The 13460-nt window shown below is 64.4% G+C and carries 9 protein-coding genes and 1 riboswitch; of the genes, 3 read left to right on the forward strand and 6 right to left on the reverse strand.

All coding sequences use genetic code 11. From position 1 onward, the window contains the following. Positions 1–92: 92 nt before the first annotated feature. From BH95_RS04500 to gcvP, 3 genes are all read left to right on the forward strand, one after another. Entirely contained in the window at positions 93–566 is a 474-nt protein-coding gene (locus BH95_RS04500) for a bifunctional nuclease family protein (RefSeq protein WP_026348282.1), read from the forward strand. Positions 567–863: 297 nt separating this feature from the next. Continuing rightward, complete coding sequence (locus tag BH95_RS04505) at positions 864–1553, forward strand: MerR family transcriptional regulator (protein ID WP_371828046.1); 690 nt, start codon at positions 864–866, stop codon at positions 1551–1553. A gap of 12 nt (positions 1554–1565) precedes the next feature. Continuing rightward, positions 1566–1663, forward strand: a riboswitch (glycine riboswitch). A gap of 184 nt (positions 1664–1847) precedes the next feature. Next, complete coding sequence (gcvP, locus tag BH95_RS04510; RefSeq protein WP_037181880.1) at positions 1848–4760, forward strand: aminomethyl-transferring glycine dehydrogenase; 2913 nt, start codon at positions 1848–1850, stop codon at positions 4758–4760. Here gcvP and BH95_RS04515 read toward each other — a convergent pair. From BH95_RS04515 to BH95_RS04540, 6 genes are all read right to left on the reverse strand, one after another. Continuing rightward, a complete protein-coding gene (locus BH95_RS04515) occupies positions 4757–5896 on the reverse strand; it encodes a metallophosphoesterase (RefSeq protein ID WP_019667955.1) in 1140 nt (379 codons plus the stop codon). The genes gcvP and BH95_RS04515 overlap by 4 nt on opposite strands. Positions 5897–5899: 3 nt before the next feature. Continuing rightward, positions 5900–7642, reverse strand: coding sequence for a substrate-binding domain-containing protein (locus BH95_RS04520; protein WP_244164820.1), 1743 nt, complete (start codon positions 7640–7642; stop codon positions 5900–5902). 133 nt (positions 7643–7775) lie between these two features. Beyond that, positions 7776–9980 (reverse strand): malate synthase G, encoded by a 2205-nt coding sequence (locus BH95_RS04525; RefSeq protein WP_037181881.1) that lies wholly within the window; start codon positions 9978–9980, stop codon positions 7776–7778. Positions 9981–10042: 62 nt separating this feature from the next. Continuing rightward, positions 10043–10942 carry a hypothetical protein gene (locus BH95_RS04530; protein WP_037181229.1) on the reverse strand — a complete coding sequence of 300 codons (900 nt, stop codon included), beginning with the start codon at positions 10940–10942 and terminating at the stop codon, positions 10043–10045. Continuing rightward, a complete protein-coding gene (locus BH95_RS04535) occupies positions 10939–12045 on the reverse strand; it encodes a hemolysin family protein (RefSeq protein WP_037181231.1) in 1107 nt (368 codons plus the stop codon). The genes BH95_RS04530 and BH95_RS04535 overlap by 4 nt, the downstream gene beginning before the upstream one ends. Then, positions 12038–13420 carry a hemolysin family protein gene (locus BH95_RS04540; RefSeq protein ID WP_019667603.1) on the reverse strand — a complete coding sequence of 461 codons (1383 nt, stop codon included), beginning with the start codon at positions 13418–13420 and terminating at the stop codon, positions 12038–12040. The genes BH95_RS04535 and BH95_RS04540 overlap by 8 nt, the downstream gene beginning before the upstream one ends. Positions 13421–13460: the final 40 nt, after the last annotated feature.

The following is a 13460-nucleotide window of genomic DNA, read 5'->3' on the forward strand; positions in this document are numbered from 1 at the left end:
CCGCATGGTCATCGATTCCAATAGAATCGGCTGTAGTCGGGTCGAGACACAGCCGGGGCCGAATCTTCAAGCGCATGTGGGAGGCAATCGCCATGAGTGAAATGCGTGTAGTCGGTATTCGCGTGGAGCAGCCGCAGAACCAACCTGTGCTTCTGCTCCGTGAGTCCGACGGTGAGCGTTACCTGCCCATCTGGATCGGGCAGACCGAGGCCGCGGCGATCGCGCTGGAACAGCAGGGGGTTCAGCCTGCTCGTCCATTGACGCACGATCTGATCAAGGAGCTGATCGGTGCCCTGGGGCATCGCCTGAAGGAAGTGCGAATCGTCGATCTGCAAGAGGGGACCTTCTACGCGGATCTCGTGTTCGACAAGGACATCCGTGTGTCGGCACGTCCGTCGGATTCGGTCGCGATCGCCCTCCGAGTCGGCGTGCCGATCATCGCCGAGGAACCGGTTCTGGCGGAAGCCGGTCTGCTCATGCCGGACGAGCGTGAGGACGAGGTGGAGAAGTTCAAGGAATTCCTCGAGTCCGTCTCGCCCGACGACTTCAAGGCTACGGACGGCTGACAGCCTCGACTTGGTAACGGAAGAGTCTCAACCTCAACTTTAGGTTCAGGTTTACGGCGCGTTGCGTTGACCTTGCCTCGGTGGACCCATAGCGTTCCCGTCGTGAGGTAAGCAGTCCTCGATCGTATGTCGCTCGTCCCTACCTGGGCGTAGTCTGGCTTACGAACGCGGAGTGGAACTTCACGCGAGAACACCGCCGGGACCCGTCCCGGTCGGCCTGGGCCAACCGGGACGTACGCAGTGTCGAGACATCCGAAGAGGGAGCAGTCAGTGGGAGATCAGCCGCAGGATCGCCTCGTGCGAGATCAGCCGCAGGATCGTCAGGTGTCGGAGTCCGCTGTGTCGGAAACGATTGCGCCGCAGGTCCCCGCCACCCCCGACGGGTCCGTGAACACCACCCCTTCCGAATCGACTCGACCGGAGCCGTCCAGCGCGCCCGCCCGCGAGTTCCAACCAGGGCTGTTTCCGGACGATTCGGTACCGGACGAGCTGGTCGGATACCGAGTGCCGAGCGCATGCCAGATCGCGGGCATCACCTACCGCCAACTGGATTACTGGGCACGCACCGGATTGGTCGTACCCTCGATCCGGAGTGCTGCGGGATCGGGCAGCCAACGCCTGTACTCCTTCAAGGACATGTTGGTCCTGAAGATCGTCAAGCGCCTGCTCGACACCGGAATTTCACTTCAGAACATCCGAGTCGCGGTCGACCACCTGCGTCAACGCGGTGTGGGCGACCTGGCCAACATCACCCTGTTCTCCGACGGCACCACCGTCTACGAATGCACGTCCGCCGAAGAGGTCGTCGACCTGCTACAAGGCGGTCAGGGAGTATTCGGCATCGCAGTCAACGGCGCGATGCGTGAACTGACCGGCCTGATAGCCGACTTCCCTGCAGAACGAGCCGACGGCGGAGAATCCGAGCCCAGTCCGGAAGACGAATTGGCGTCACGCCGCAAGAGTCGCGCAAATCGAAAGACCGGCTAGGATCGAGACCGTCGCGCTCGCGCGGGAGAGTTCCGGGGCAGCCAGTTCCGGACGCCGAAGGAGCAATACCTCCCCGTCAATCTCTCAGGCACACGGACCGTGTGAGCTTGGACGTCTCTGGAAAGTGGTGGGATCACCCACCCGCCCAAGGGGAAAGCACCTCCGAGCATCGCGTGCGCGGAGCGCGAATCTCTCAGGCGCTCGCCCCGGGTGAGCATGCGACAGAGGGGGAGGATCGGCCGCGCAGTGCGCGTGGTCACTCCACCCGTCAGCATGCATCCACCGGAGCGTCTCATGACCGAACAGAGTTCTCGCCCGTCGTTTTCCGACCGACATATCGGACCGGACGGTGCGGCACTGTCCCGAATACTCGACGTCGTCGCCGCCGGATCGCTCGACGAACTCGCAGAGCGCGCGGTGCCTGCCTCGATTCTCGATGGGTCCGTCGACGGCATTGCCGCCGGACTCGCCGGACTCCCACTTCCACTCGGCGAACACGAAGCGCTGGCCGAACTCGCGGCCCTCGCCGCACGGAACGTGGTCGCCACGTCGATGATCGGTCTCGGCTATTACGACACCCTGACACCGCCGGTCCTGACTCGGAACATCCTCGAGAACCCCGCGTGGTACACGGCGTACACCCCGTATCAACCGGAGATCAGCCAAGGCAGGCTCGAAGCGCTCCTCAACTTCCAGACGATGGTGTCCGACCTGACCGGAATGGACGTGGCCGGTGCGTCGATGCTCGACGAGGCCACGGCCGCCGCCGAGGCCATGACGTTGCTCAGGCGCGCCAACCGGGGCTCGACGTCCCCGCGGTTCGTGGTGGACGACGATGTCTTCCCGCAGACCTGGGCAGTCCTCGAGACGCGCGCGGAGCCCCTCGGTATCGAGCTCGTGCGGCACGACGTCACCGGCGGACTTCCCGACGGAGAGTTCTTCGGCGTCCTCGTTCAGTTCCCGGGCGCATCCGGAGCCGTCGTCGACCACTCCGCCATGATCGACGACGCACACACCCGTGGTGCCCTGGTGGCCGTCGGAGCCGATTTGTTGGCGCTCACCCTGCTCACGTCCCCGGGCGACATGGGAGCGGACGCATGTTTCGGCACCACCCAACGATTCGGTGTCCCGATGGGATTCGGTGGACCGCACGCCGGTTACCTCGCCGTACGGAACGGCCACGCACGTCAGCTTCCGGGACGGCTCGTCGGCGTGTCGGTGGATGCCGACGGCAACCTCGCGTACCGACTGGCGTTGCAGACCCGCGAACAGCACATTCGACGCGAGAAGGCGACCAGCAACATCTGCACCGCGCAGGTCCTTCTCGCGATCGTGGCCGCCATGTACGCCGCGTATCACGGAAGTTCGGGACTCCGCGACATCGCTCGCCGAGTCAACGCCCACGCTGTCGCGCTGGCCGACGGGCTCGCAGCGTCGAACATCTCCGTCGAATCCGCGTCGTTCTTCGACACGATCACCGCGCTCGTGCCGGGTCGAGCTCGGAGCGTCGTCGAGTCAGCGCAGCGCTCTGGTATCAACCTGCGCACGGTCGACGACGACCGTGTCTCGATCGCATGCGACGAAGCGACCACCACCGACATCGTCGAGCAGGTACTGGCCGCGTTCGACGCCGCGCCGAGCGCGGACTCCGCACGTTCGTCGTTGCCCGACTCGCTGATTCGAACGTCCGAATTCCTCACCCACCCTGCGTTCACCCGGCACCGAACCGAGACGTCGATGCTTCGATACCTTCGGATGCTGGCGGACAAGGACATCGCCCTCGACCGCAGCATGATTCCACTCGGGTCGTGCACGATGAAGCTCAACGCGACAGCCGAGATGGAATCCATCACCTGGCCCGGATTCGCCCGGCTGCATCCGTTCGCACCCGACAGCGACACCGAAGGAATCCGCGCCGTCATAGCGGACGTCGAGAAGTGGCTGGTCGACATCACCGGCTACGACGCGGTGAGCCTGCAACCGAATGCGGGAAGTCAGGGCGAATACGCCGGCCTTCACGCGATTCGTGACTATCACCTCGGCCGCGGTGATTCTCACCGCGATATCTGCCTCATCCCGTCGAGTGCGCACGGCACCAACGCGGCATCGGCGGTCATGGCAGGTATGAAGGTCGTCGTCGTCACGTGCCGCGCCAACGGCGACGTGGATGTCGACGACCTGCGCGCCAAGATCGGCGAGCACGCGGATTCCCTCGCCGCGATCATGATCACCTACCCGTCGACTCACGGCGTGTACGAGCACGACATTGACGAGATATGCGCTGCTGTGCACGACGCGGGAGGTCAGGTGTACGTCGACGGCGCGAACCTGAACGCACTCGTCGGACTCGCACGTCCCGGGAGGTTCGGCGGCGACGTCAGCCACCTCAACCTGCACAAGACCTTCTGCATCCCGCACGGCGGAGGAGGACCGGGAGTCGGTCCGGTCGCCGTGCGATCGCATCTCGCACCGTATCTGCCGGGGCACCCGCTCCGACCGGAACTGGGCAGCGGAGCGACGATCTCGGCCGCGCCGTTCGGAAGCGCGTCCATTCTGTCGATCACGTGGGCGTACGTGCGGATGATGGGCGCCGAGGGTCTACGACGCGCCACCCTCACCGCGATCGCGTCGGCCAACTACATCGCCCGACGCCTCGACGAGTACTTCCCCGTTCTGTACACGGGAGAGAACGGGATGGTTGCGCACGAGTGCATTCTCGATCTCCGCGGGCTGACGAAGGCGACGGGCGTGACCGTGGACGACGTAGCGAAAAGGCTGGCGGACTACGGATTCCACGCTCCGACCATGAGCTTTCCCGTGGCGGGAACCTTGATGGTCGAGCCGACGGAAAGCGAGGATCTGGACGAGATCGACGCATTCTGCGATGCCATGATCGCAATTCGCGGCGAGATCGATCGGGTCGGTTCGGGGGAGTGGCCGTCGACGGACAACCCGTTGCGCGGCGCTCCCCACACGGCTCGGTGCCTGGTCGGGGAATGGACTCACCCGTACACACGCGAAGAAGCCGCGTATCCGTGGGAAGCCAACGCGAAGAGAGGATCGATCGCTGCGGGACGGGCCAAGGTGTGGCCTGCAGTACGCCGCATCGACGGCGCCCACGGCGATCGCAACCTGGTGTGCTCGTGCCCGCCGATCGCGGACCTCGAGTGGAGCCCTCGGAGCGACTCGGCGTCGCCTCGGGGTTAGCTGGACGTCAGGTTCAGCATCGCGATCTCGGGCGGTGCTGCAACCCTGACGGGCGGACCCCAGGCGCCGGCCCCCCGCGTGGTGTAGAGCGTGGTGTCACCGACACGATCGAGGCCTTCGACGCTCGGCTGCTGCAACGGGACGAGATACCGCAGTGGCCAGATCTGTCCGGCATGCGTGTGACCGGAGACCTGGAAGTCCACCCCCATGTCCGATGCCTCGAACGCCTGCAGCGGCTGATGTGCCAACAGCAACACGAACCGAGACGCATCCCTCCCGTCCAGGGCAGCACCGAGATCGGGTTCGTACGGCGCCGGTGCGGTTGCGTCGTTGATGCCGGCGATGTCGATGGACGCACCGGACTTGCTGATCGTCTCGTGTTCGTTCCTCAGAACGGTCACACCCAGCGTCTCCCACAGGTCCAACCATTTCCCACCGTCGTCCGCATAGAACTCGTGATTACCGCTCACGGCGAACACTCCGAGGGGAGCGTCGAGCTGCTGCAGCGGAGCGAGGTCTGTTCCGACGAGGTCGACGGTGCCGTCGATCAGATCGCCGTCCAGGATCACGAGGTCGGGCGACTGTGCATTGACGTCGTCCACCACGCGTTGAACGAAGCCGGCTCCACGGGCCGGTCCGACGTGAAGATCGGACACCAGAGCCACACGCGTACCGTCGAATTCGGAGGGCAACCGATCGAGCGCGACGCGAGTGTCGGTCACCTTCGGGAGTGCAGCCTCGACGAGGCCGTACCCGACGGCCACCACAGCGACGGACGCCGCGATCGCGGAGCCGATTCTGTGAATGCGTAGCCGAAGCGCGCGCGACTCACGACGGCGTGCCGCCGACACGATGCGCACGACGAGGGTGACGACGCCGACCAGCACTGTGCCCAGCACCAGGTACAGCACCACAGCGAGCCAACTGAGACCGACGAACGCCGGAACTCGCGCCCATGCCGGATCGAAGACCTCGCCCGATCCGATGCCGACCAGAGCCAGTAGCCACATGACGACCAGCACAGTGTCCGCTGCAGTGGAGTACGGACGACGAAGCTTGGTGGCCCGAATGTAGCGAAAATGGAGCACGAGACCGATGACGGCAAGGAACGTGCCGAAGGCAAGAAGGCGAATCATGTTTCAGTACAGCAACTTTCGAAGAAGGTCGGGGAGTTCCTCACCGTCCGACGACGCAACGGTGTTGAACGAGCCGCCCGTGGCATCGGACACTGACTGCAACGTCGAACTGTCCGGATTGGTTCCGATCGCGACGACATCGACTGCCACCGGACGCTCCGGATCGATCAGATCCGACACCATCTCCAGGAATCGACTCGCCGAGATGGTCGGATCGTCGTTCGGACCGTCGGTGATGAGGACGACGCTGTTCGGCTTGCCGGGGACGTACGTCGACAGAGCGTCGAGATAGGCGGCGAGCACCGACTCGTACGTCGACGTCGCAGTGGCGGGTCGAACCGCCGCGGCCTCGGCCAACAGACGTTCCCGACGAGTCTCGCTACCCAGAACTTCCTCGACCGGGCCGGTGGGCACAAGGGTTCGGAACGCGCGTGTGCCGTCCAAATCCTTGCTGTAGATCCACAACCCCAATTCGGTGGTATCCACGACCGAGTCGAACTGGCGATCCAGTGCTGCAACTGTGTTCTGCAACCGAGTCTCCGAACCCTCCGCCGTGTCCATCGACCCGGATGCGTCGAGAAGTGTCGTCACTCGCCGAGGTGTAGCAGGCTCGAGAACTGCATCGACGAGCGTCCGGCCGAACTCGGTGTCCTGCGGCGGCAGCGACGCCGGCGACCGAGCGGCAACATCGAACCCCGCGTCGGAGAACACCGAAGTGTTGTCCGGCCCGGACATGAAGTCGACGAACTGTGCTGCGGCGCGGCTCGCCGTGTCGTCCGTCCACGCTCCGGCCAGCACCACGGCCGGGTGGTCGAACACGGGCCCGTCACCTCGCGGAGTGAATGCCGTGACACCACTCTGGGACGACGCGGTGAGTTGCCTCGCCGACACCGGAACAGTGTGTGCGTCGGCTGTCGGTGAAGTGTCGGCGCTCAGCCGGGCAAGTGCCGAATCGGTCGAATCACTCGTCGTGGAGGGCGTTCCGAGATCGGTGGTCGCGAGCGCGGACATCGCGGAGACAGTGGGCGCGCTTCGGGCGACGTCCGCACTGGCAACGCCCGATTCGTCGTACACGGAGGAGTCGTAGGTGGTTGCCGCTACCGCTCGCAGCGCGGCCGTCGACGCATCGGATTCCGGCCCGAGGGGAAGAAGAAGGCGAAGCCCGCCCCACCCGGGAAGTCCGATCGCGTCGAGCCCGTCGGGTGCCGCCTGCAGGCGAGGAATATCGGCCCACCCGATGTCCGCGGCCTCCAGCACATCGGCTACAGCGATCGGTGCAGCCAGGACAACCGGTGACGACGCGACAGAACGAGGCGTGCCGTTCACAGCGCCGGCGGGAAGATCGGCAACGGAATCCGACGACCGCGGGATCCACAACGCCGGCTGCGGACCCAACGCAGCAGCGTCCCACGCGCTTTCGCCCGCAGCCAGGGCAGGTCCCACCACGGCGGAATCGTGAGTGGACACCTCGAGCGACACGCAGTGATCGCGTACCACAGGAGAACTGTCGGTGAACGCCGCCGCCAACTGTGTCACCTGCGACGAGATGTCCGGGTCGACGACGATCGGCACCACCGCCGGACCTTCGACACAGGTATCGGCCGCTTCCGTGCCCTGATCGGCAATACGGTCGCGGAGTTGGAACCAACCGAACACAGCGAGCACCACCACGAGGATGGTGCCCGCCGCGACGACGGGTCCCTTGCTCACTCCACGGGATCCGCCGGAGGTTCGATGTTCGCCCACGACAAGAGGTTACTTGTCGCGCCCCAAGTGACCGCACAGTGTCATCCGGTCACTCCGCGGGCTCCGCTCCTGTAACTGCCCGGTCACTCCGCGGGCTCCGCTCCTGTAACTGCCCGGTCACTCCGCGGGCTCGTCAGCGTGTTGCTGCTTTGTACTCGCGGCGGCGGCGGTGCAGGATCGGTTCGGTGTAGCCGTTGGGCTGGCTGGTGCCCTGGAAGATCAGGTCACTGGCTGCTTGGAAGGCGATGTTCGACTCGAAATCCGGCGCGAGGTTCTTGTACGTCGGGTCCGATGCGTTCTGTCGGTCCACCACCGGCGCCATCCGCTCGAGCGAGGCACGCACTTGATCCTCGGTGACGATGCCGTGCCGTAACCAGTTCGCCAGGAACTGACTCGAGATACGCAGCGTCGCCCGATCTTCCATCAACGCGATGTCATTGATGTCGGGAACCTTCGAACACCCCACACCGTGATCGATCCACCGCACCACATACCCGAGGATCGACTGGGCATTGTTGTCGAGCTCGCGTTGCTTCTGCTCCTCGGACCAGTCAGTCGCAGGTGCCAACGGAATCTCGAGGATCTCCTCGACAGTGGCGCGCTTGGACTTCGCGATCTCTTCCTGACGGGCGAACACATCGACCTTGTGATAGTGCAAGGCGTGCAACGTCGCTGCCGTCGGCGAGGGCACCCACGCAGTGTTGGCACCGGACTGCGGATGCCCGATCTTCTGCTCGAGCATGTCGTGCATCAGATCCGGCATCGCCCACATGCCCTTGCCGATCTGCGCTTTGCCTTCCAACCCGGCAGCCAAGCCGGTGTCGACATTGAAGTCCTCGTACGCCTTGATCCAGCCTTGGGCCTTCATCTCACCCTTCGGCACGACCGGTCCGGCCTCCATCGAGGTGTGGATCTCATCGCCCGTCCGGTCGAGGAAGCCGGTGTTGATGAACACCACACGTTCCTTCGCAGCCTCGATCGCGGCCTTCAAGTTGACCGTGGTGCGGCGTTCCTCGTCCATGATGCCGACCTTGAGGGTGTTGACCGGCAACCCGAGAACCTGCTCCACCCGGCCGAACAGTTCCGCAGTGAACGCGACCTCGTCGGGACCGTGCATCTTCGGCTTGACGATGTACAACGATCCGGTGCGGCTGTTCTTCAGGACATTGTCCGCACCGAGGGAATGCAGACCCGCGAGCGAGGTGAACAGGGCATCGAGGATGCCCTCGGGGACCTCGTTACCGTCGGCGTCGAGGATTGCATCGGAGGTCATCAGGTGCCCGACGTTGCGGACGAACAGCAGCGACCGACCGTGCAGGATGAGCTCACCGCCGTCACCTGCACTGCCGTCGACCGCGGTGTAGCTGCGGTCCTGGTTCAAGCTGCGGGTGAAGGTTTTGCCGCCCTTGGAGACCTCTTCGGTGAGATCGCCGCGCATCAAACCGAGCCAGTTGCGGTAGCCGAGAACCTTGTCGTCGGCATCGACCGCCGCGACCGAATCCTCGAAGTCCATGATCGTGGTCACCGCGGATTCGAGGAGGACATCCTTGACGCCTGCGGCGTCGGTCGCGCCGATCGGAGACTGCGGGTCGATCTGGATCTCGAAGTGCAACCCGTTGTGCACGAGAAGAATCGCCGTCGGCGCATTCGGTGCGCCCTGGTATCCGAGCAGCTGCGCCGGGTCTGCCAAACCGACTGTGGATCCGTCGGCGAGGGTGACCGTCAACGATGCGGCCCCGGTAGCGGAGGTGTCGACAACGTACTTGGTGGTGCCGACGTGTGAACCGGAGGACAGGGGAGCAGCCTCGTCGAGGAACTCGCGAGCGAAGGCGATGACCTTGTCGCCGCGGACCTTGTTGTAGCTGGTGCCCTTCTCCGCGCCGCCGTCCTCCGGGATGGCGTCAGTGCCGTACAGGGCGTCGTAGAGCGATCCCCAGCGTGCGTTGGAGGCGTTGATCGCGAAGCGGGCGTTGAGAACCGGGACCACGAGTTGCGGGCCCGCGGTGGAGGTGATCTCGGTGTCGACACCGGAGGTGGTGATGTGGAAGTCCGCGGGCTCATCGACCAGGTACCCGATTTCCTTCAAGAACGCCGTGTATGCGCTCCTGTCGTAATTCGGTCCGGCGTGCTCACCGTGCCACGCATCGACCTTGCCCTGGATTTCGTCACGAACACCCAGCAGGGCCTTGTTCTTCGGGGCCAGATCCGTGATCACGGCCTCCACGCCGCTCCAGAACTTCTCCGAATCCACACCGGTGCCCGGAAGCGCTTCGTTCTGCACGAAGTCGTACAAAACCTGGGCAACCTGAAGACCACCAACAGAAACACGATCGGTCATGAATCCCTCGCTCTTTCCGGTCAAAACGCGCACAAGGCGCCTCGGCGACAACTCCGCCTATGTTACTCGGCGGTAGCTCGGGCGGTGGCACCGCCGCTCACCAGTAGATTCTGGCATCGGCGGATAAGTTCCGAGCGGAGAGGGGCAGCCCTGTCCATCAGTCGAGTCTGCGCACGCACGTACTCCGCTCGTCCTGACGGGGTTTCGATCTCGATGGCGTCGACGCCGTAATCCGACAGATCGTAGGGACTGGCACGCATATCGACGGTTCGTGCGTCCAGTGCGAGCTCGAAGCAGTCCGTGACCAGGGCCGAATCCACGAGGGGTGACAGCTTGTAGCTCCACTTGTACAGATCCATGCTGGCGTGGACGCACCCCGGCTGTTCACGGTCCACTCTGCCGCTCGGCTCGAGGCGCAACATGTTGCGAGGTACCGCGTCGTCGGTGAAGAAGCGAAAAGCGTCGTAATGCGTGCACCGAAGGTTCATTTTCTCCACGACGCTGTCGGTACCCGCGTGACCGAGGCGCAGTGGAACCGTTCCGTGCCGGAGGGCGGCTTCGCCGCCCCGGTAGACCATCGCCCACTCGTGCAGGCCGAAACACCCCAGGTTCGGTGGGCGAGTAGTCGTCGCGGACAGAAGGCCGAGCGTGAACTCGACGGCGGACAGCCTGCGCTCGAGCAGTGACTCGCGTACCCGATAGCCTCCGCTCGGCGCCGGTTCGTAGGCTGCGAACTGGGCATATTCGTCGGCTCTCGGCCCGGTCAGCGTGACGCCGTAACCGGGACTCCATCGCTTCAGGTGTCCCGGCTTGAAGCTGTAGTACGTGAACAGAAAGTCGAGGACCGGGTGGTACGCACCCTCCGCGCGCTGCACCAGATAATCGCCGATCAGGTGCTCGACGCGCGCGAAATGCATCTCCCTCGACGCCGTCCACTCCGCCTCTCGCAACTCCGATGTCATGGTCGCCGAAGGACTCCACCGGGGGCAGGACCCGCGATCCGGTGAGTGCCGTCTCGAACGGTACCGACGAACTCCTCGACCAAATCCTCCAGTGCGACGATCCCGATGGTCGAGCCAGTCGAATCGTGCACGACACCCAAGTGACTACGCGTCCGCCGCAGACGCGTCAGCGCATCGTCGAGCGTCGTGTCCGACGAGACCACAGGCAGGGGGCGCACCTCGGAACGCGGAATCACCGACTCGGGGCCTGCCGCGTCGTCGACCATGTATTCCAGAACGTCCTTCAGGTGCAGGTATCCCACCAGCGAACCGTCGGGAGCCTGCACCGGATACCGCGAGAATCCCGTAGCGGTCACTGCTTCCTCCACGGAACCGAGCGTCGGTCCGGCTGCCCTGTCCGATACCGCGAGACGCACACTACGTACCTGCGCAGACGGAATGAGAACATCCGCGACGGTCCGGCCCGACGTGTCCAGAGCCTGCGTCAGACGCCGATGCTCTTCTTCGTCGATGAGACCTTCCGATCGCGACTCGCCGATCATCTGCGACAACTCGTCCGCGGAGACCGAGGAATCGAGCTCGTCCTTGGGCTCGATCCTCAGCGCACGCAGCGTCAGGTTGGCGCACACGTTGTAGAACGAGATCAACGGCTTGGCCAACTTGATGAACATGAGATGGATCGGCACCAGAATCATCGCAGTCCGCTCCGGACCAGCAATGGCGATGTTCTTCGGAACCATCTCACCGACGAGAATGTGCAACACCACCACGAGACCGAGCGCGATGGTGAACGAGATGGGATGAAGGAAGGCGTCGGGAATGCCGACCCAGTCCATCGGTTTCTCGAACAGGTGCGCAACCGCCGGCTCACCCACCCTACCCAGCAGAATCGAGCAGATGGTGATACCGAGCTGGGCGGCAGCCAACATCAGCGACAGGTTCTGGCCCGCCTCGATGACCGACTTCGCCCGTTTCTTGCCCTGTGCGAGAAGGGATTCCAGACGATCGCGGCGCGCCGAGATCAGCGAGAACTCGGCACCGACGAAGAACGCATTGCCGGCGAGCAGAAAGACGGCGAGCAGAACAGCCAATACGTCACCCACGGATTCTCGCCTCCTTGCCCACCGTCGCGATACGTTCGGCGTCTACCGGCTGGAGCAGAATTCGGTCGATACGCCGACCGTCCATGCGCGTGACCTTCGCGATCCAACCACCGTCCGACTCCGACGGCTCCTCGAACGGACCAGCAGGAAGGACGGTGGTGTCTCCCTCGGTGGGGATCCGCCCGAGTCGGGTCAGTACGAGTCCGCCGATGGTCTCGTACTCCCCTTCAGGGGCGCGATAACCGGTAGCCGTAGCTACCTCGTCGATGCGCAGCAGCCCCGAACAGATCCAACTGTCACCCACCCGCTGCACGTCGACTTCCGGTTCGTCGTGCTCGTCGCGGACGTCTCCGACGATTTCCTCGATGAGGTCTTCCATCGTCACCATCCCGGCGGTTCCGCCGTACTCGTCGACGACCAGGGCAACCTGCATTCCGTCCGCCCGCACCCGTTCCATCACGGTGTCCCCGTCGAGACTCGAGGGCACGACCGGCACGTCCTGAGCCAGGTCGGCGAGTCGGGTAGTGCGGCGGTGTGCGCTCCCGACAGCGAATGCATGCTTGATGTGCACCACTCCGACCGTGTCGTCCAAGTCGCCGTCGACGACGGGAAAGCGCGAAAAGCCGGTACGCGCGGCGGTTTCGATCAAGTCGAACGCAGTGTCCGACACCGACAACGACTCCACCTTCACCCGGGGAGTCATCAATTCCTCGGCTGTGCGCTCGCCGAACTGCAACGACCTGTCCACCAGGCGGGCCGTTCCCTCGTCCAGCGCTCCGAGTTGTGCCGACGTGCGCACGAGCGAGCCGAGCTCGCGCGGCGAACGCGCCGACCTCAACTCCTCGGCAGGTTCGATGCCCAGTCGCCGAACCAGCCAGTTCGCCGACCCGTTCAGACCCTTGATGGCCCATCGAAAGACCGCCGAGAACCCTGACATCGCTCCGGCGGTCGCACGGGCAGTCGCCATGGGCATTGCGATGGCGATGTTCTTCGGTACGAGCTCACCGAAGATCATCGAGAACGACGTGGCGATCAACAAGGCTGCCGCCAGAGACACCGCAGAGGCGACGGTGTCGGAGGCACCGACCGCCGTCGCCAGCGGAACGAAGAATCCCGCGAGGATCGGCTCGGCCAGATAACCGGTGATCAGCGTCGTGATCGTGATGCCCAGTTGTGCACCGGACAGCTGGAAGGACAACGTCTTGTGCGCACGCTGGACCTGCCGGGCGCGCATGTCACCGAGATCGGCGGCCGCCGAATCGACTGCACTTCGCTCCAGCGCGGTCAGTGAGAATTCCGCTGCCACGAAGAGCGCTGTGCCGGCGGTCAACGCCACGAAGCCGAGTAGGCCGAGGATGCTGATCGCAATCTCCACCGGTCATCGCCGCCGGAGTTGGGAGAGGCGCATCGCGCCG

The sequence above is a fragment of the Rhodococcoides fascians A44A genome (assembly GCF_000760735.1).
GTDB classification, from domain to species: Bacteria; Actinomycetota; Actinomycetes; order Mycobacteriales; family Mycobacteriaceae; genus Rhodococcoides; species Rhodococcoides fascians_E.

Bases quoted from the DNA above. Each gene is read 5' to 3' on its own strand.
- BH95_RS04500 (WP_026348282.1), top strand. From the start codon at position 93: ATGAGTGAAATGCGTGTAGTCGGTATTCGCGTGGAGCAGCCGCAGAAC.
- gcvP (WP_037181880.1), top strand. From the start codon at position 1,848: ATGACCGAACAGAGTTCTCGCCCGTCGTTTTCCGACCGACATATCGGA.
- BH95_RS04515 (WP_019667955.1), bottom strand. From the start codon at position 5,896: ATGATTCGCCTTCTTGCCTTCGGCACGTTCCTTGCCGTCATCGGTCTC.
- BH95_RS04525 (WP_037181881.1), bottom strand. From the start codon at position 9,980: ATGACCGATCGTGTTTCTGTTGGTGGTCTTCAGGTTGCCCAGGTTTTG.
- BH95_RS04530 (WP_037181229.1), bottom strand. From the start codon at position 10,942: ATGACATCGGAGTTGCGAGAGGCGGAGTGGACGGCGTCGAGGGAGATG.